The sequence below is a fragment of the Bradyrhizobium sp. SUTN9-2 genome, from assembly GCF_003122645.1.
Taxonomy (GTDB): domain Bacteria; phylum Pseudomonadota; class Alphaproteobacteria; order Rhizobiales; family Xanthobacteraceae; genus Bradyrhizobium; species Bradyrhizobium yuanmingense.
Window position 1 is genome coordinate 5,874,915 of record NZ_LAXE01000001.1, and the last position, 18,154, is coordinate 5,893,068.

Genomic DNA, 18,154 nt, shown 5'->3' on the forward strand with positions numbered 1-18,154 from the left:
CCGTAATGAACCGGGGGTCAATTAGGCCTGTTGTTCAAAATAGCGAGCGTGGCCATTGGTTTATGAGCCCCGCTCGGCTAGAAGGAACAGCAAGTCCCTCGGATGCTGGCCGGGCGCCTTGGGTTTGCCGCAACATACCCGCAAGACGTCTCGATGCCGCCCCGGCCGGGTGCTTGAACGCTTTCGAAGCAAGCCGCAAGGGTTCTAGGTGCGCCAGATCATACCACCGCATTGGAAGCAGAGGATCCGGAATTTCTTCCTGGATCTCGATGCGCGCATCGACTCCTCGCTGTTCTCCTCGGCCAAGGGCATCCGCGAGCTCTACGAGCGCTACTCGACCTTCATGGACCGCTTCTATGTCGGGCGGTGGAAGCGCTGGGTGTTCATCGAGCCGTTCTCGGAGGCCGCAACCCTCGGGCTCGGCGGCCTCGTCGTGATGCTCGCCCTCGCCATCCCGGCCTTCCGCGAGACCGCGGACGAGGACTGGCTGAAGAAGTCCGACCTCGCGGTGAGCTTCCTCGACCGCTACGGCAACCCGATCGGCAGCCGCGGCATCAAGCACAACGACTCCATTCCGCTGGAAGACTTTCCGGACGTGCTGATCAAGGCGACGCTGGCGACCGAGGACCGCCGCTTCTACGAGCATTTCGGCATCGACATCGCCGGCACCGCGCGCGCGCTCGTCACCAACGCGCAAGCCGGCGGCGTGCGCCAGGGCGGCTCCTCGATCACCCAGCAGCTCGCCAAGAACCTGTTCCTGAGCAACGAGCGCACCATCGAGCGCAAGGTCAACGAGGCCTTCCTCGCGATCTGGCTGGAATGGCGCCTGACCAAGAACGAGATCCTCAAGCTCTATCTGGACCGCGCCTATATGGGCGGCGGCACCTTCGGCGTCGACGGCGCGGCGCATTTCTACTTCAACAAGTCCGCGCGCGACGTGACGCTGGCGGAAGCGGCGATGCTCGCCGGCCTGTTCAAGGCGCCCACCAAGTACGCCCCGCACATCAACCTGCCCGCCGCCCGCGCGCGCGCTAACGTCGTGCTGGACAACCTCGTCGATGCCGGCTTCATGACCGAGGGCCAGGTGTTCGGCGCCCGCCGCAACCCGGCCTTCGCGGTCGACCGCCGCGACGAGGCCTCGCCGAACTATTATCTCGACTACGCCTTCGACGAGATGCGCAAGCTGGTCGATACCTTCCCGAAGTCCTACACCGAGCGCGTCTTCGTGGTGCGCACCGCGATCGATGCCAACGTGCAGAAGGCGGCCGAAGACGCTGTCGAGAACCAGCTGCGCCAGTTCGGCCGCGACTATCACGCGACGCAGGCCGCGACCGTCGTCGCCGATCTCGACGGCGGCATCCGCGCGATGGTCGGCGGCCGCGACTACGGCGCCAGCCAGTTCAACCGCGCCACCGACGCCTATCGCCAGCCCGGCTCCTCGTTCAAGCCCTACGTCTACACCACCGCGCTGCTGAACGGCTACACGCCCAACTCGATCGTGGTCGACGGCCCGGTCTGCATCGGCAATTGGTGCCCGCAGAATTATGGCCATTCCTATTCCGGCTCGGTGACGCTGACGCAGGCGATCACCCGTTCGATCAACGTCGTGCCGGTGAAGCTGTCGATCGAGATCGGCCGGAAGAACGAGCCCAAGACGCAGAACCCCGCCAAGGTCGGCCGCGCCAAGATCGTCGAGGTCGCGCGCCGCTTCGGCATCAAGGCGCCGCTGCCCGACACGCCGTCGCTGCCGATCGGCTCGGACGAGGTCAACGTGCTCGAGCACGCTGTCGCATACGCGACCTTCCCCAATCGCGGCAAGGCGGTGACGCCGCATGCGGTGCTGGAAGTGCGCACCGGCGCGGGCGACCTGGTCTGGCGCTGGGACCGCGACGGCCCGAAGCCGCGGCAGGCGATCCCGGCTTCCGTCGCCGCCGACATGTCCGGCATGATGAGCCACGTCGTCAGCGAAGGCACCGCACGGCGCGCCGCGCTGGACGGCATTCCGACCGCGGGCAAGACCGGCACGACCAATGCCTATCGCGACGCCTGGTTCGTCGGCTTCACCGGCAATTTCACTTGCGCGGTGTGGTACGGCAACGACGATTACTCGCCGACCAACCGCATGACCGGCGGCTCGCTGCCGGCGCAGACCTGGCACGACATCATGCTCGTGGCGCATCAGGGCGTGGAGGTCCGGGAGATTCCCGGCATCGGCATGGGCCAGAAGCTGCCGCCGCAGCATGTGAGCAACGCGCAGGCCAACGCAGCGCCGAAGGTGCTGGAGACCAAGCCCGGTCCGCCGCCGGTGCTGACCAAGCGCGGCGCGGACATCCTGGTGCGGGTCGAGAAGCTGCTGGATGATGCGGCAAAGGCCGCGAACAAATCGACGGCGAATGACAGCAAGCCGGCCAGGCCGTCCTCGTCGACGAGCGCGCTCGCCTTCCCGCAGAACTATGCGGAAGACAACGCCAACACCTCTGCCCCGCGCAAGAACTGATCGAAAGCAAGTGCGGCTGATCCTGACCACATTGACGGCGCTTCTTCTCGCGACGGTCGTCGGCGTCGGCGCGACGTGGATGACCACGACGCGCGGCACCGAGATCGGCGCGCTGACCATCGGCCCCTGGACCGCACGGCCGCGCACCGGCACCGCCGACGTCGATCCCTATTCGCGCGCCACCATCGTCCGCAACGGTGAGCTGCCGATCGGCACCGGCGACGGTGTCGCCTTCACCGCCACCACCGACGACAGGAAGAAGGCGCTCGACGGCCGCTGCGACGTGGTCGTCTCCGGCGTGACGCCGCCGGCGCGGTTCTGGACGCTGACGCTCTACGACCGCAAGGGCTATCTCGTCGCCAATTCGCTGCAGCGCTACGGCTTCACCAGCCAGGAGATCGTGCGCTCCTCCGACGGCTCGTTCGAGATCCGGATCGCCTCGCGCTCGCGCGCCGGCAATTGGCTGCCGACCGGCGGCATCGAGCGCTACGCCTTGATGCTGCGTCTCTACGACACGCCGGTCGGCGTTGGAACGCGCACCCAGCGCGATGCGCCGATGCCGAGCATCACCACGGTGGGCTGCTCATGATCCGGCTCGTCTTCACCGTCGTCGCCGGCGTGGTGCTGGGCCTCGTGGTCCATCTCGTCAGCGTGCTGGCGCTGCCGCGGATTGCCACACAGGATGCCTATTCGCGGCTGACGCCGATGACCAGGGTGAACGCCGTCACCCAGCTTCCCCTCGCCGATCCCAACAATTCGCCGATGCCGTTCATGGATCCGGCCTTCGCGCTGGCGATCTGTCGTTATGATCTGTCTGGCGGGCCGATCAAGCTCACCGTGCCGGTGAGCCAGGCCTACACCTCGGTGTCGTTCTACACCCGCAACGAGATCGCCTATTACGCCATCAACGACCGCTCCGCGGGGCGCAAGGTGATCGAGCTCGACCTGATGACGGAAGCGCAGCATAGCGAGCTGCCGGAGGACGAAGAGGTCACCGCGGCCGACCGACTGATCATCGATTCCCCGACCACGACCGGCCTGATCCTGATGAAGGCGCTCGCGCCCGAGCCCGGCTTGATGCAGCAGGCGCAAGGCTCGCTCCAGGCTGCGACCTGCGCCCCGCAGACCGAGCCACCGGCCAAGGCCGAGGCACCGCGCAGCCGGCGGTGAGCGCGGCCGCCAACAAAAAGTGCGAAAACAACCCCATGCACAGTAGCTGGGCGTTGAAATCATTACGCTCTTCCGCCGACCGCAACGATACCGCCGGGGACGCCTGCGTACCTTTGACTCGTCGGGCAAAACAGGGGCATACTGGCATCATCGAGAGTTGATCACACCCGCACGGAGCCGTCCGTCGCGGGTGTTGTCTTTGGCGCATCTTTCCGTGTCCATGCGAAACAATCCTGCCGCGTTCGGCTCGGGCACAATCATCGGCACTCTGGGCGGCTTGATCGGTCTCGGCGGTGCAGAATTTCGGCTGCCCCTGCTCATCAGCCTGTTCGGATTTCGCGGCCTCGAGGCCGTGATTCTGAACAAGGCGACGAGCCTGATCGTGGTGGCGAGCGCACTGCCGTTTCGCGCACGCGCCGTTCCGTTCGCGGAGATACATGCCCATTGGCCGATCATCCTGAACCTGCTGGCGGGCAGCCTCGTCGGCGCCTATGCGGGGGCATCCTGGGCGACGCGTCTGGAGTCCGGGACGCTCTACAGGATCATTGCCGTCCTGCTGCTCCTGATCGCCGGCATGCTTCTGTTCGCATATGGCAACGAGGCGGCAACCCCACCGGCGCTGACAGGCGTGAGCCTGATCGTCGCGGGCATAGCAGCGGGCTTTGCGATCGGGATCGTGGCATCGTTGCTCGGCGTTGCCGGAGGGGAATTCCTGATCCCCACCCTGATCTTGTTGTTCGGCGCGGACGTGAAGCTGGCGGGCAGCCTCTCGCTCGCGGTGAGCCTGCCGACCATGCTGGTGGGATTTGCGCGCTATAGTCGCGACCAGAGCTTTTCGGTGCTCCGCGCGAATTGGCAGTTCATGCTTGCAATGGCCATCGGGTCGGTCGTCGGGACATTCATAGGCGGCCTGCTTCTCGGCGTCGTCCCGAATTCGATTCTTCTGCCGGGATTGGCCGTGATCCTGGTCATTTCGGCGGTGAGAATCTGGCGGCATGAGTAGGCTGGTTCGAAACAATGCCGCAACCGGCGATGCGCCCTCGATCGGTTCGCAGATCGAGACGGATCGCTAGAGCATGATCCGGAAAAGTGTGAAGCGGTTTTCCGAAAAGATCATGCTTCAAACAATAACCTAAAGCGCGATGACGATTCATCCTAATCGCATCGCGCTTTAATGGATGATCTGGCCGAGGAAATCCCTCGCCCGCTCCGTCCTCGGCGCGCGGAAGAAGGTTTCGGGATCGGCTTCCTCGACGATCGAGCCGCGATCCATGAACACCACCCGGTCCGCGATCTCGCGGGCAAAGCCCATCTCGTGCGTGACGCAGACCATGGTCATGCCGTCTTTCGCGAGCTCCACCATGGTGTCGAGCACCTCCTTGACCATCTCCGGGTCGAGCGCCGAGGTCGGCTCGTCGAACAGCATGATCTTCGGCTGCATGCACAGCGCCCGCGCGATGGCGACGCGCTGTTGCTGGCCGCCGGAGAGCTGCCCCGGATATTTGTTCGCCTGGTCGTGAATGCGCACCTTGCGGAGCAGACTGATCGCGCGCTCATGCGCATCAGTGCGGGACAGGCCCCGCACCTTCATCGGCGCCAGCATGCAGTTCTCGACGACGGAGAGGTGCGGAAACAGGTTGAAGCTTTGGAACACCATGCCGACCTCGCGACGTATGCCGTTGACGTCGGTCATCCGGTCCGACAGCTCGATGCCGTCGACGACGATGCGCCCCGCATCGTGCTTTTCGATGTGGTTGATGCAGCGGATCAAGGTCGACTTGCCCGAGCCGGAGGGCCCGCACAGCACGATCTTCTCGCCGACCGCGACCGTGAGATTGACGTCGTTCAGGGCCGTGAAATGGCCGAACCGCTTCACCAAATTTTCAACGGTGACGATGGACGCCCGATTCCCCTCAGCGAACTCAAGCATTTTTCCTCTCCAAAGACTGGGATGACCGTGCGCAGCGCTAGCGGCGTAGTCCCGCGATCGCATATCGCTTGCGCAAGGACGCCACGCATTGCGATGCCGCCGAACTGATCGCGAGGTAGACCACCGCAATGACCAGATACATCTCGACCAGACGGCCATTGAGCTGCGCCAGCTTCGAGGCTGCGCCAAGCAGATCGGTGAGCGAGAGCACGTAGACCAGCGAGGTATCCTGGAACAGGATGATGGTCTGGCTCAGGACGATCGGGCTGGCGACGCGGAGCACCTGCGGCAGGATCACGGAGCGATAGGTGTCGAAGGTGGAGAGTGCGAGCGCCTGACAGGCCTCGAACTGTCCCCGGTTCACGGCGCGCAATCCGACGCGGATGATCTCCGAATAATAGGCGGCCTCGAACAGACCGAAGGTGATGAAGGCGGTCCAGGTGGCGCCGATCGGGACCGGTCGCCCGCTTCCGCCGAAATGACCGAGCACGATCGGCACCAGGAAGAAGAACCAGAACAGGACCAGGATCAGCGGGATCGAGCGCATCAGGGCGACATAGCCGCGCACGAGCTTGCCGAGCACGGGCACTTCGAAGTGCTGCACGAGGGCCAGGCAGGTGCCGAGGACCAGGCCGACCACGAAAGCAACGGCGGTCAGCGCCAGCGAAAACAGCAGGCCCGACCAGAGGTAAGGCCACGCCTGAAGCACAACGGAGAAATCGAGGCTGGTCACTTCACGACCTCCATCGCGTCAGGCAGGGCATCAATCGGTTGGATGGCGTGCGTCGCGCCCGGCTTGACAGCATCGTCCGCAGGGCTCGTGCCCGGAATGCGCACGGCCCTGTCGATCAGCGCCATCCCCTGATAGGCGATGAGCGCCAGCGCGAGGTAGACAAGCGTCGCGGCGCCGAAAGCGGTGAAGGTCTGGAACGTCGCTTCGCTGATCTGGCGGGCCTGCGCCGTCAGCTCCATCAGCCCGATGGTGAGCGCGACCGAGGTGTTCTTGTAGATGCCCATCACCTCGCTGGTCAGGCTCGGGATGATCAGGCGCAGCGCCTGCGGAACGATGACATGGCGATAGGTCGGATAGCCACCGAGCCCGAGCGCGCTTGCCGCTTCGACCTGACCTTTCGGCAGGGCCTCGATCCCGGCACGCACCTGTTCGGCGATCCGGGCGGCGGTGTAGAGACCGAGGCACACCAGCGCCGGAAAGAACGATCCCCAGGGCGGCGGAATCTGCTTGATGGCGTTCCCGAGCGAGGCGGGAAGAATCTCCGGCAGGACGAAGTACCAGAGAAACATCTGCACCAGCACGGGGATGTTGCGGAATATCTCCACATAGAGGCGGGCAAGCGCCGCGACGGCCCGGTTCTGCACGGTGCGGCCGATGCCGACGACTACTCCGACCGCGAAGGCGATCCACCAGCCGAAGAACGCCAGCGCCAAGGTCCAGCCGAGGCCCGACACGAGCCAGTCGATATAGCGCTGGCCGTCCGCTGTCTGTTCAAGAAGCACTGCAAACATGGCGAACCTCGGGGCTCGGTTTGCGGGACACTCTCCGCCGACCTCGCAATTAGTCCACCGCGTCGCTGGGACGCGCGATCCGTTCCGTGAGCTCGACCGTCAGCGGAAACGCCAGGTTCTCATTCTTGGGCGGAATTGGCCTAGTGAACCATTTGGCGTAGGTCTTTTCGAACTGGCCCGACGCCATCTGCTTCGACAGAACGCCGTCGACCAGCGCCTTGAAGCCGGTATCGCCCTTCGTGAACATCAGGCCATAATAGATCTTGGCGTAACCCTCGGGGAGAAATATCAGCGCATCCGGCTTCGGAGCTGCGGCCTTGAGGCCGGCGAGCAGAATGTCGTCCTCCATGAACGCGGCCGCGCGGCCGGTGTTCAGCATCAGGAAGGATTCGGCATGGTCCTTTGCCTGGACGATGTTGAAGCCGAGCTGCTCCTTCGCATTCACGCCTTGCGCGAAGCCGACGGCATTCGAGCCCTGGGTGACGACGATGGTTTTGCCCTTGAGATCGCCGGCCGTCTTCAGGCCGCTGTCCGCTTTGACCAGCCAGCGCGGCTGACTGACGAAGGTGGCGACGGAAAACGAGACCTGCTCCTGCCGCTTCCTGTCGTTGGCCGTGCCGCCGCACTCGATGTCGACGGTGCCGCTCTGGATCAGCGGGATGCGATTGGACGAGTTCACCGGAACGTAATTGACTTTGAGATTGGGTAAGGCGGTCTCCGCCTTGACGCGCTCGACGATGGCCGCGCAGAGGTCGAGCGAGAACCCGATCGGCTTCTGGTCGGGACCGAGATAGGAGAACGGGATCGAGGCCTCGCGATGACCGATGGTGATGGCGCCGTTCGACTTGATCCTGGCCAGCGTGGGGCTGTCGGCGGCAGAAGCGGCGCTGCCGAGGCCGCCAATGACCGACAGAATGCTCAAGACACATGCAAACTTCGTCATGTACGTCTCCTTGCTGGACAGCCTATGCGGCTCTCGATGATGGCTTCACGCCGCGCCGCTGGATGACCTCGATCAGGCGGTCGACGTCGGCAATCGTGTTGAACATCCCGAACGACACGCGAATGCCGTCCCGCTCCGGCGACACGCGGACGTTATTCTCCTCGAAATGGCCGAGCCATTCGGCCGCGGGCAGCGCAATGACGTAGATGTGCGGCGCGCGATGCTGCCGCGCGCGAGGGCCGACCAGGCGAACGCCCAGCACATCGAGCCGGGCGATGAGATGATCGCCGAGATCGAAACAATGGTTCTGGATGTTCTCGACGCCCAGCGCTTCGATCATGTCGAGCGAGGCATCGAGGGCATGGATCGCCGGAAGATTGAAATTGCCGAGCTCGAAGCGGCGCGCGCTCGGGGCCGGATCGAGCCTGTCAGGCCGGGCGATCAGATCGGCCGGGACTTCAGCGAGGCTCGCGGCCGCAAGATAGGTCGGCTCGAGCTCAGCCCTCGACTTGTCCCAATAGAGCAGGCCCAGTCCTTGCGGCACGAGCAGCCCCTTATGGCTGCCCGAACCGATGAAGGTCGCGCGCATGGCTTTCGCATCGATTGGCACAACACCGATCGCCTGCATCACGTCGACGACGAAATGGAGCCCCTTCTCCGCGCAGAGGGCGCCGATGCTTTCGATGTCGAAACGATGGCCGGCATGGAATGTCACCTGCGAGATCGAGATCGCCCTCGTGCTCGCATCGATGTAGGGACGAAGACTGTCGGCGTTCACGATCTCCGTCATCGGCACGAATGCGACGGTCACACCCTTGCGCCGCAGATTGAGGAACGCGTAGGCGTTGTTCGGATGATCGCCGTGGATCATCAGGACCTTGTCACCGGCGCGCAGCGGCAGCGCATTCGCGGCGATGTTCATGCTTTCCGAGGTGTTCTTGGTGAAGGCGATCCCGTCGCCCGATACGCCGAGAAACCGCGCCAGCTTTTCGCGCGTCTGCTCGACGCGATCGAGCCAGACGCTCTTCGGGCCGGCGGTCTCGAGACCTTCGCTCAGAAAACGATCGATCGCCGCTTTGACGGGGCGCGCAAGCGGCGTCTGGAAGCCGGAATCGAGATAGGTGATCCGCTCGGCAGCCGGAAACTCCCTCCGCACGGCATCGACGTCGTAATGGCCTGACATCCCGATCTCCTGAAGCACTTCCCCGGTGGCTCGCACTGCACAAATCCTGTTCACCACCGAGCAGCGCCAACGATATGGGCACGACACAAAAGTGCCTATACAAATTTTCATATTCCAGTATATTTCATTCCGAAAAATGATAATTGTACTTCGGGTGGAGACTGGCGAAATGCAGCAGCCGAGTACCGACGGGCCATTGGACCGCGCCTTCGCGATCATTGGCTATGTCGCCAGCCAGACCAGAGCAGCCTCGGTCGCGGACATCGCCGCTGCGCTGTCCCTGCCGCTGCCGACTGCGCATCGGCTCATCGGAAATCTGGAGCAGCGCGGGCTGCTTCAGAAAGCCGTGGGAACGAAGCGGTACGTGGTCGGCAATCAAATGGTCACGCTGTCGGCCCGCGTCATCGGCGCAGCTTTCCGTACCGCCCGCCGGCACGCGGTGCTCCGCGCCGTCGCCGCCGAAATCGGCGAGCAATGCGAGATCGGCGTCGTGCGGGACAACGTCGTTGCTTACGTCGACAGCGTCCGCGTATCGCAACCTCAAGGCCTGCAATTCAATCCCGGCGAAGCGGCCCCGCTCCACTGCACGTCGACCGGCAAGATCTACATGAGCCGGCTGCCGGAACGCGCGCGCGAGAAGCTGTGCCACGCGCTCACGCTGACGCGATACACCGAAACCACGATCGTGGACGTCGAGCACCTGATGAAGGTGCTCGATGAGACCCGCAAGCGCGGCTGGGCCAAGACCAATGAAGAATATGTGCGAGGCGTGGTCGGCTGTGCCGTTCCCATCCTCTCACCGGATCGCGAGCTGATCGCGTGCCTGGGTGTGTCTGTTCCCGTGGCACGGGTGAGCTTCACCGAGCTGGATCGGTTCATAGCTCCCCTGCAGAAGGCCGCTGCGCTGCTATCGGAGACGATCCTCGCGGACAATGAGGACGGCGTAAGCGAAGCCGTGTCGGCAAGCTGATGCTGCTCGAACGTCGTCCACAGTCACCGAGATTGTCCTCGCCCTGCAAGCCGGATCAGGCCTTGGTCAATATCTCGGGCGGTGCGACTTCGCCCACTCGCGGGCATGTGCGATGGGCTCTTGCGGCGGCAGGATGGCGCGCAGCTTCTGTATCGCCGGCTGGCTCTCCATGGGTCCCGCCATCGACAGAAGGCCGGAAATTTCGGACCCTGCCGGCGCTGTTCCTGCAGGAGCGTCGTCAAAATTCAGGCTCTCGGCCATGGCGTTTCCTCCCATCAGCACAGCCAGCATAGGCGGCCAGGACGAGACCGGCCCGTGCCGACGCCCGCGACGCAAAGGCCAAAGCGGCGCGCATCGTCGGCTGCCCCAACACGTCAGACATTCAATCATTGAAACGCCTCACGGTGCATTTTCTGTGCCTTGGATCAGCTCTTGGTGCTGGCGGTCTTGTCGATCGCCGCGCGCAAGCCTTCAGCAAGCTTGATCGCGTCGTCATTGGCCCAGAAGTGCATGAAGAAGAGTCGCGGCTGTTCGTTCAGCATATGGCTGTGCAGCGCCGTCACCTCGATGCCATGCGTCCGCAGCGCCGCGATGACTGGATTCACCTCGTCGCTGGTCAGCACGAAATCGCCGGTGATGGCGGCCTTGCCGCCGCCGGTCGGCTGGAAATTGATGGCGGTCGCGACGCCCATTGGACCGACGGGGGTTAGCAGCATGCCGTTCTCCGTGATCGGGTCGCGCCGTTTCACATTGAACTGGTAGACGCCGCCATTGCCCTGCCCCTTGACGCCGATGATCTGATCGAGCTTTGCGGTGTCGAGATCGATAGAGGGCGGATTCCCGGCTGCGGCGACCGTCAGGGGCGTCTTGCTTTCGGCGAGCGCATCACGGATTGCCGACGCCAGCTTGATAGGGTCGCCGTGTCCGGCGACGTGCATGTAGAATGTCGCCGGGCTTGCGCGCAGCAGATGGTTGTGCACGGCGGTAATCTCGAGACCGCTCGCCATCATCTTAGCCATCACTGGATTGATCTCGGTCTCAAGCAGCACGAGGTCACCCATGACCATGGTTCCGCCATGCGCAGGCTTGAACGCCAGCCAGCCGCCAAGCGCCAGCGCCGGCTTGATCGTGACGCCATCCAACGTCACGGTGAGATCGGTGCGCGGGAAGCCGTAGCGATGGACATCGTCCGCAACGGTTGGCTTGCGGCCCAGTGCCTCATCGACCTTTTGCCAGTCGATGCCCTGCGCGTGAGCGTTCGTGATGAAGCAGGCAGCGACGCCGATCAGTGCCGAAACCGTCTTATGCATGGATCAGCTCCCTTGAGCTCTGGGTGTGTCCCTGCCCCAATCGGATAAGCGAGGCCGCTCCGGCCGTTCCGCCACACACAGCGGACTCGCCGCGGAGGCGCATGCCATGGCGGTTCGGATGCCGGCAAGCCGAGAGGGTCGTGGAATGGAGTTGCGGTGTGTGAACATGCTGCGCCCTTGGTGATCAGGACGCGATGCTTGGGCATGTCGCCTCGCGGGGAGATCGCACATCCCCGTCGCGCTGACTAAAAACCCGCAGGGCAGAACTGTCAACCGGCGCACGGCCGCGTCACGTCACGAAGAGTTCACCCTTTGAAGGAACCCGCCAGCCGCCATCTTGAAACTACGAGGCGGTTTCACATACATTGTCGGCGTGGGGACGATGCAGACTCCCCGTGAGACCCAGGTCCAAGCTCTGCGCAGCACGCAAATCCGTGGAGCTTGCGCATGGACACCGAACGTCACCCCTCTCCCCGCCAGACTATAGCCATCCTCTCGCGCGGCGACGCGGCCGCGCGGCGCGAGGCGATGGCGCAGAACAGCCGCTTCGTCCGCGTCTTCGAAGCGCTCGCCGCCGCGGGCATCGACGCCTTCCCAGTGATCTATGACGAGAGCTTTGCCGGCGCGGTCCGCGACCAATTGCTTGCAGCCGACGGCGTGCTGGTCTGGGTCGATCCGATCCACCAGGGCAAGACCCGCGCCGAGCTCGACGCCCTGCTGCGCGACGTCGCGGCGCAAGGGCCATGGGTGAGCGCGCATCCGGACATCATTCTGAAGATGGGCGTCAAGGAGGTGCTCTACCGGACACGGCATCTGGGCTGGGGCGCCGACACGCACCGCTATGACACCGCCATAAGCTTCCGCAGCCAGTTTCCGGCGCGCCTTCGTGCCAGCGGCCCGCGCGTGCTGAAGCAGAACCGCGGCAATGGCGGCCAGGGGGTCTGGAAGGTTGAGGCCCTGCCCGATACCGAAGGCATGGTTCGCGTGCTGCATGCGCAGCGCGGCAGCACGCCGGAGGACATGCCGATCGATGCGCTGCTCGCACGGTGCGAGCCCTATTTCGGTTGGGGCGGCTGCATCATCGACCAGGCGTTTCAACCGCGCCTGCCCGACGGCATGATCCGCTGCTACATGAGCGGCGCCAAAGTCGCAGGCTTCGGACACCAGAAGATCAAGGCGCTGATCCCGCCGCCGCCGGAGGGACCGGAGGCGCCTGAGGCGCAGCCCGGGCCGCGGATCATGCACGGGCCTGATGCTCCGCCATTCCAGGCGCTGCGAGGAGCGATGGAGGACGAATGGACGCCGCAGATGATGGCAACGCTCGGCGTCGATGAGTCGTCATTGCCGGTGATCTGGGATGCGGACTTCCTGTACGGGCCGAAAGATGCGGCCGGCGCAGACACCTACGTGCTCTGCGAGATCAACGCGAGCTCGTGCTTTGCGATCCCCGAGGAGGCGCCGGCTGCGCTCGCCCGGACGGTGAAGCAACGGCTGATGCGGACCGAACGTACAGAGGCCCGAACATAGCCTCGCCGGGCGTTTGGACAGCAGCCCTCGTTCTCCGCAGCAATGCTGCGAAGCATGTCGGTCGCTTCGATTGTAAAGAGGTGGCTGCTAGCGCAGCCAGGCCTTGATCTGTCGCTTCACTTCCGCGGTCGAGATGCCGTAGCGGTCGTGCAGCGTCGGCAGCGCGCCGGCGGCGAGAAACTCGTCCGGCAGCCCGATCTGCCGGAATGGGAGATGGACGCCGGAGCGCATCAACAGCGTCGCCACCGCTTCGCCGAGGCCGCCGATCACGGTGTGGTTCTCGGCGACGACGACGAGGCGGCCGGGCTTGCCCGCTTCGCGCAGGATCGCCGCGGTATCGAGCGGCTTGATCGTGGGCACGTGCAGGACGGCAGCGCTGACGCGGTCGTCAGACAAGGCTTGGGCCGCCTCCAGCGCGCGCATAGTCATGATGCCCGAGGAAATGATCAGGACATCGGTGCCGTCGCGCAGCAGCGCAGCCTTGCCGAGCTCGAAGCGGTAATTGTACTCGTCGAGCACCAGCGGCACTTGTCCGCGCAGCAGCCGCATATAGACCGGTCCGCGATGCGCGGCGATGACCGGCACGATCTGCTCGATCTCATGCGCGTCGCAGGGATCGATCACCGTCATGTTGGGCATCGCGCGGAACAGCGCGAGGTCCTCGACCGCCTGATGGCTCGGGCCGTAGCCGGAGGTCAGGCCGGGCAACGCACAGACGATCTTCACGTTGCGGTCTTCCTCGGCGATGGTCTGATGGATGAAGTCGTAGGCCCGGCGCGAGGCGAACACCGCGTAGGTCGTTGCGAAGGGCATAAAGCCTTCGGCCGCGAGCCCCGAGGCTGCGGCGAACAGCAGCTGCTCGGCCATGCCCATCTGGTAATAACGATCGGGGAAGGCCTGCGCGAAGATGTGCAGGTCGGTGTATTTGCCGAGATCGGCGGTCATGCCGACGACGTCCTCGCGTCCGCGGGCGAGCTCGACGAGCGCGTGCCCGAACGGAGCCGGCCGGGTGCGCTGGCCTTCCGCCGCGATCGAGGCGATCATGGCCGAGGTCGTCAGGCGCGGCTTGGCCCATGGGGTCGATCCGGCGGACTTCATGGCTGCTCTCCCGCGTTCAGGGCTGAGAGCGCGAGCTGCCATTCATGCGGCTCGACGCGGATGAAATGGTTCTTCTCGCGCTGCTCCAGAAAGGGAACGCCCTTGCCCATCAGGGTGTCGGCGACGATCATGCGCGGCTTCGGCTCGCCATGTGTCATCGCGGCATCGAAGGCGGCGACGACCGCGTCGAGATCGTTGCCGTCGACGCGCTGCACGAACCAGCCGAACGCCTCGAGCTTGTCCACCAGCGGCTCGAAGCCGAGCATCTGCTTGGAGGGACCGTCCGCCTGCTGATTGTTGACGTCGACGATCGCGATGAGGTTGTCGAGCTTGTGATGGGATGCCGACATGATGGCTTCCCATTTGGAGCCTTCGTCGAGCTCGCCGTCGGAGAACAGCGTGAAGATGCGCGCGGCCGATTTTCTCCGCTTCAGCCCGAGCGCCATGCCGACGGCGATGCCGAGGCCAAGACCGAGCGAGCCGCCGGACATCTCCATGCCCGGGGTATAGGAGGCCATGCCCGACATCGGCAGGCGGCTCTCATCGAAGCCGTAGGTTTCGAGCTCCGCCTCGGGAATGATCCCGGCCTCGATCAGCGCCGCATAGAGCGCGATCGCATAATGTCCGTTCGACAGCAGGAAGCGGTCGCGGCCTTCCCAGGCGGGATCTTCGGCGCGAAAACGCATCGCGTGGAAATAGGCCACCGCCAGCACGTCGGCGATGTCGAGCGCCTGGGCGATATAGCCCTGGCCCTGGACCTCGCCCATCAACAGGGCGTTGCGGCGGATGTTGCGGGCGCGCTGCGCCAGCGTCGGCGCGTTTTCGAGTGTCGGTGTCGCCATGTGTCTCCCCTTCCCGCTCAGTGGATCAGCATGCCGCCGTTGACGTCGATGACGGCGCCGGTGACGTAGGCCGACAGGTCCGAGGCGAGGAAGGTGTAGATGCCGGCGACATCGGCGGCTTCGCCGAGCCGGCCGAGCGGGATGCCCTCGAGGATCTTCGCCCGCATCTCGTCGGTGAGCTTGCCCGCCGTGATGTCGGTGCCGATCAGGCCCGGCGTCACACAATTGACGCGGATGCCGTCGGGTCCGAATTCGCGGGCCATCGCCTTGGCCAGCCCGAGTACGCCGGCCTTGGCCGCCGAATAATGCGGGCCACCGAAGATGCCGCCGCCGCGCTGGGCGGAGACCGACGACATGCAGGCGATCGATCCGCTCTTGCGCTTTCGCATGTAGGGGATCACGGCCTGCGACAGGAACAGGATGCCCTTAAGGTTGACGTCCTGGATGCGGTCCCAATCTTCCGGCGTGATGTCGAGAAGCTTCACGGGCTGGGTCACGCCGGCATTGTTGATGAGGATGTCGATCTGGCCGAATGCCGCGGCGACCGCTTCGGCGGCCTTGATGCAGGCCTGCTTGTCGGTGACGTCCAGGGCCAGCCCGAGATGCGGCTCGCCGGTGACCGGCTCGAGGCCGCGGGCGGCAGCTTCCGCCGCCGGGCCGTCGATATCGAGAATGGCGACCCGGGCGCCTTCGGCTGCAAAGCGGCGCGCGGTCGCAAGGCCGATCCCCCGCGGCGAGGCCGCGCCGGTGATGATGGCAGTCTTGCCGCGTAGCAGCATTGGCTCCTCCCTGGCTCGCTCTTGCCGGGCGCCGCAGGGCCCGGTCTTGATCCCGTTGATTAAGCCGCTGCTGCTTCCCTCGCAAACGCGCTGTTGTCTTGCATAGGTGAATTTGGTTCACTCATCGGATGCTGCTGTCGAGTATCCCGATATCCTCCATCCGCGCCTTCGAGGCGGCCGCGCGCACCGGCTCGTTCCGGGATGCCGCGAACGAGCTTCACCTCACCCCGAGCGCGGTCAGCCACGCCATTCGCAAGCTCGAAAGCGCGATGGGCACGATCCTGTTCGAACGCAGCGCCCGGGCGATCCGCCTGACGCCGGCGGGCGCCAACCTGATGCGTCATACTGGCGCCGCCTTCGACAATCTGCGCCGCGGCATCGAGGAGGTCGCAGGCCGCGGCCCGCAATTGCTACGGGTGCATTGCGCACCGAGCTTTGCCGCGCAGTGGCTCGCCCCGCGCCTTGCCCGCTTCATGGCCGCCGAACCCAAACTCGAGGTCCGCCTGGCGGCCAATACCGAATATGCAAGGTTCAGCAACGACGATTTCGACATCGACATCGTCTATGGCAAGCCGAGGGCCGAAGGGGTCGAGATCATTCCGCTGGGCGAGGAGACGGTGACGCCGCTCTGCACGCCCGAGCTCGCGAAGAAGATCCGCAAGCCGAAGGACCTATTCGATCAGGTGCTGATCCGCTCTGAAGTCAAGCAGGTGCAGTGGCATCAATGGTTCAGCGCAAACGGCCTCGAAGCGCCGGCCATTCACGGCATGCGCTTCGATCGCAGCTTCCTGGCGATCGCGATGGCCTCGAGCGGCCTCGGCGTGACGCTGGAATCAACCCTGCTGGCCGAACGCGAGATCGCGACCAGGCGGCTGGTCGCGCCGCTCGCCCGACGTTCGGTCGATATCCGCTATGTCGGCCACCATCTCGTGTTTCCGCGCGCAGGCCAGCAGCGCCGTCCCATCCGCGTGTTCGCCGAGTGGATCACGCGCGAGCTTGCGGCCGGCCGCTCGGCTTGAATCACCGCGGTTTCCGGGAACGGCAGCCGACGAACTGCGCAATGGCAGCAGCTGTCAGGCGACAGTAGGACGCAATCTCGAATTGGTTGCGTTGTTGAAGCCAAAAGGCTCGAGAGCTATCGATCTGAAGTCATCTTCGATCGGAGGAACGCATGAGCAAAATCACGGGCGGCTGTCACTGTGGCGCAATCCGTTACGAGGTCGAAGGCGAGCCGATCGTCCACGCGCTTTGCCACTGCCGCGATTGCCGGCTACACGCCGGCGCTCCTGTCGTCGGCTGGACGATGTACCCGGAGGGCGCGGTCAAGGTGACGAAGGGCGAGCCGAAGGTTTACCGCTCCTCGGAACACGGGCGGCGGCACTTTTGCAGCGCGTGCGGAACCGGACTGTTCTACGTCAATGCCAGCATCCTGCCGGGGGTCATCGACATCCAGAGCGCGACCTACGACGACCCCGAGGTCGTGCCTGCCACGATGCAGATCCAGGTCGCCGAGCGCCTGCGCTGGATGAAGCATGCGCACGAACTGCCGGCCTTCGAGCGCTATCCGCCGCAGCCGTAGTGATGGCCAGACATCGCGCAGCACAGTCGGATGGTCCCTCGCACAGCCCGGAGGCTATCACATACGACTCTGTAGCGCGGCCGGTGCGCACGCCTCGTCCTTCGAGACGGCGCTTACGCGCCTCCTCAGGATGAGGCTGATCGGCATCAGTGCTCGTTGAATCTGCTGCCGCGCACTCCGCCCTCATCCTGAGGAGCCCGCCACAAGCGGGCGTCTCGAAGGATGGTCGCAGGGAAGAGCTCTCAAATGCGATAGCCCCCGCACTGCCCGGTGCATCATTGATGCCGGAATATGTCCAGCGCTCCTTCATCAATCAATCGCCTCCGAGCCGATGAAGCGCATGAACGGCTTCTGACCGTCGGCACCGAACAGCACGACCTCGTAACGCTGCGGCTTGCCGCCTTCCATGCCCGGCGATCCGACCGGCATGCCCGGCACGGCTATTCCCTTCGCGTTTGGACGCTCCGCGAGGAGGCGTCGCACGGCCGCGGCCGGCACGTGCCCCTCGACGACATAACCGGCGACCTCTGCCGTGTGACACGCGACCAGGTTCGAGGGGACGCCGAGACGCGCCCGGATCGGCTCGAGGTCGGGAGTCTCCTCCACCTGGGCGGTAAATCCTGCGTCCCGCAGATGCTGCACCCAGCCGGCGCAGCAGCCGCAGCTCGGATCCCGGTGCACCGTGAGCGCGGCTGCGTCGGATGCTGCCGCGGCGGGCCTTGCAAAAGCTGCCGCGGCCATCAGCCCGACAAGGGACCGGCGGGTCATCAGGTATGCGCGTTGCTTCATCTTCGGCTTCCTC

At 64.8% G+C, this 18,154-nt stretch carries 19 protein-coding genes; 8 read left to right on the forward strand and 11 right to left on the reverse strand.

What is annotated here, in order from left to right; translation table 11 throughout:
• Window positions 1–208: 208 nt before the first annotated feature.
• The 4 genes from XF30_RS27215 (at window position 209) to XF30_RS27230 (ending at window position 4,670) form a co-directional block, all read left to right on the forward strand.
• On the forward strand, window positions 209–2,497 hold the full coding sequence (locus tag XF30_RS27215; protein ID WP_036005842.1) for a transglycosylase domain-containing protein: 2,289 nt from the start codon (window positions 209–211) through the stop codon (window positions 2,495–2,497).
• A 10-nt stretch (window positions 2,498–2,507) separates the two neighbouring features.
• On the forward strand, window positions 2,508–3,086 hold the full coding sequence (locus XF30_RS27220) for a DUF1214 domain-containing protein (RefSeq protein WP_109144374.1): 579 nt from the start codon (window positions 2,508–2,510) through the stop codon (window positions 3,084–3,086).
• Window positions 3,083–3,667 carry a DUF1254 domain-containing protein gene (locus XF30_RS27225; protein ID WP_036005846.1) on the forward strand — a complete coding sequence of 195 codons (585 nt, stop codon included), beginning with the start codon at window positions 3,083–3,085 and terminating at the stop codon, window positions 3,665–3,667. The genes XF30_RS27220 and XF30_RS27225 overlap by 4 nt, the downstream gene beginning before the upstream one ends.
• Before the next feature lie 220 nt (window positions 3,668–3,887).
• Window positions 3,888–4,670: a sulfite exporter TauE/SafE family protein gene (locus XF30_RS27230; protein WP_109144375.1), complete on the forward strand. Its 783-nt coding sequence runs from the start codon at window positions 3,888–3,890 to the stop codon at window positions 4,668–4,670.
• Between the two features lie 168 nt (window positions 4,671–4,838).
• On the opposite strand, the gene XF30_RS27235 is transcribed toward XF30_RS27230, so the two are convergent.
• The 5 genes from XF30_RS27235 to XF30_RS27255 are packed head-to-tail and all read right to left on the reverse strand — an operon-like array spanning window position 4,839 to window position 9,247.
• Window positions 4,839–5,597 carry an amino acid ABC transporter ATP-binding protein gene (locus XF30_RS27235; RefSeq protein WP_109144376.1) on the reverse strand — a complete coding sequence of 253 codons (759 nt, stop codon included), beginning with the start codon at window positions 5,595–5,597 and terminating at the stop codon, window positions 4,839–4,841.
• Between the two features lie 37 nt (window positions 5,598–5,634).
• Complete coding sequence (locus XF30_RS27240; protein WP_109144377.1) at window positions 5,635–6,330, reverse strand: amino acid ABC transporter permease; 696 nt, start codon at window positions 6,328–6,330, stop codon at window positions 5,635–5,637.
• Window positions 6,327–7,121, reverse strand: coding sequence for an amino acid ABC transporter permease (locus tag XF30_RS27245; protein WP_109144378.1), 795 nt, complete (start codon window positions 7,119–7,121; stop codon window positions 6,327–6,329). The genes XF30_RS27240 and XF30_RS27245 overlap by 4 nt, the downstream gene beginning before the upstream one ends.
• A gap of 49 nt (window positions 7,122–7,170) precedes the next feature.
• Entirely contained in the window at window positions 7,171–8,064 is an 894-nt protein-coding gene (locus XF30_RS27250) for an amino acid ABC transporter substrate-binding protein (RefSeq protein WP_109144379.1), read from the reverse strand.
• A 22-nt stretch (window positions 8,065–8,086) separates the two neighbouring features.
• Entirely contained in the window at window positions 8,087–9,247 is a 1,161-nt protein-coding gene (locus XF30_RS27255) for an aminotransferase class V-fold PLP-dependent enzyme (protein WP_109145870.1), read from the reverse strand.
• Between the two features lie 169 nt (window positions 9,248–9,416).
• Here XF30_RS27255 and XF30_RS27260 point away from each other — a divergent pair, with 169 nt between their 5' ends.
• On the forward strand, window positions 9,417–10,217 hold the full coding sequence (locus XF30_RS27260; RefSeq protein ID WP_036005860.1) for an IclR family transcriptional regulator: 801 nt from the start codon (window positions 9,417–9,419) through the stop codon (window positions 10,215–10,217).
• 66 nt (window positions 10,218–10,283) lie between these two features.
• On the opposite strand, the gene XF30_RS27265 is transcribed toward XF30_RS27260, so the two are convergent.
• Window positions 10,284–10,478: a hypothetical protein gene (locus XF30_RS27265; RefSeq protein ID WP_225111727.1), complete on the reverse strand. Its 195-nt coding sequence runs from the start codon at window positions 10,476–10,478 to the stop codon at window positions 10,284–10,286.
• A gap of 164 nt (window positions 10,479–10,642) precedes the next feature.
• Window positions 10,643–11,527 (reverse strand): DUF1259 domain-containing protein, encoded by an 885-nt coding sequence (locus XF30_RS27270; protein WP_036023215.1) that lies wholly within the window; start codon window positions 11,525–11,527, stop codon window positions 10,643–10,645.
• A 447-nt stretch (window positions 11,528–11,974) separates the two neighbouring features.
• Between XF30_RS27270 and XF30_RS27280 the strand changes: the two genes are divergently transcribed.
• On the forward strand, window positions 11,975–13,054 hold the full coding sequence (locus tag XF30_RS27280) for a Cj0069 family protein (protein WP_109144381.1): 1,080 nt from the start codon (window positions 11,975–11,977) through the stop codon (window positions 13,052–13,054).
• An 87-nt stretch (window positions 13,055–13,141) separates the two neighbouring features.
• Here XF30_RS27280 and XF30_RS27285 read toward each other — a convergent pair whose 3' ends face one another.
• Genes XF30_RS27285 through XF30_RS27295 form a run of 3 tightly spaced genes read right to left on the reverse strand, consistent with a single transcriptional unit; the run spans window position 13,142 to window position 15,773 of the window.
• A complete protein-coding gene (locus tag XF30_RS27285; protein WP_192893268.1) occupies window positions 13,142–14,152 on the reverse strand; it encodes a transketolase family protein in 1,011 nt (336 codons plus the stop codon).
• Window positions 14,149–14,994, reverse strand: a complete 846-nt coding sequence (locus XF30_RS27290) for a transketolase (RefSeq protein WP_109144383.1) — start codon at window positions 14,992–14,994, stop codon at window positions 14,149–14,151. Before XF30_RS27290 ends, XF30_RS27285 begins: the two co-directional genes overlap by 4 nt.
• A gap of 17 nt (window positions 14,995–15,011) precedes the next feature.
• On the reverse strand, window positions 15,012–15,773 hold the full coding sequence (locus tag XF30_RS27295; protein WP_109144384.1) for an SDR family NAD(P)-dependent oxidoreductase: 762 nt from the start codon (window positions 15,771–15,773) through the stop codon (window positions 15,012–15,014).
• 131 nt (window positions 15,774–15,904) lie between these two features.
• Here XF30_RS27295 and XF30_RS27300 point away from each other — a divergent pair, with 131 nt between their 5' ends.
• Window positions 15,905–16,792 (forward strand): LysR substrate-binding domain-containing protein, encoded by an 888-nt coding sequence (locus tag XF30_RS27300; RefSeq protein WP_109145871.1) that lies wholly within the window; start codon window positions 15,905–15,907, stop codon window positions 16,790–16,792.
• Window positions 16,793–16,944: 152 nt separating this feature from the next.
• On the forward strand, window positions 16,945–17,352 hold the full coding sequence (locus XF30_RS27305) for a GFA family protein (RefSeq protein WP_109144385.1): 408 nt from the start codon (window positions 16,945–16,947) through the stop codon (window positions 17,350–17,352).
• Between the two features lie 309 nt (window positions 17,353–17,661).
• Here XF30_RS27305 and XF30_RS27310 read toward each other — a convergent pair whose 3' ends face one another.
• Window positions 17,662–18,141 (reverse strand): DUF411 domain-containing protein, encoded by a 480-nt coding sequence (locus XF30_RS27310; RefSeq protein ID WP_109144386.1) that lies wholly within the window; start codon window positions 18,139–18,141, stop codon window positions 17,662–17,664.
• Between the last annotated feature and the right edge of the window lie 13 nt (window positions 18,142–18,154).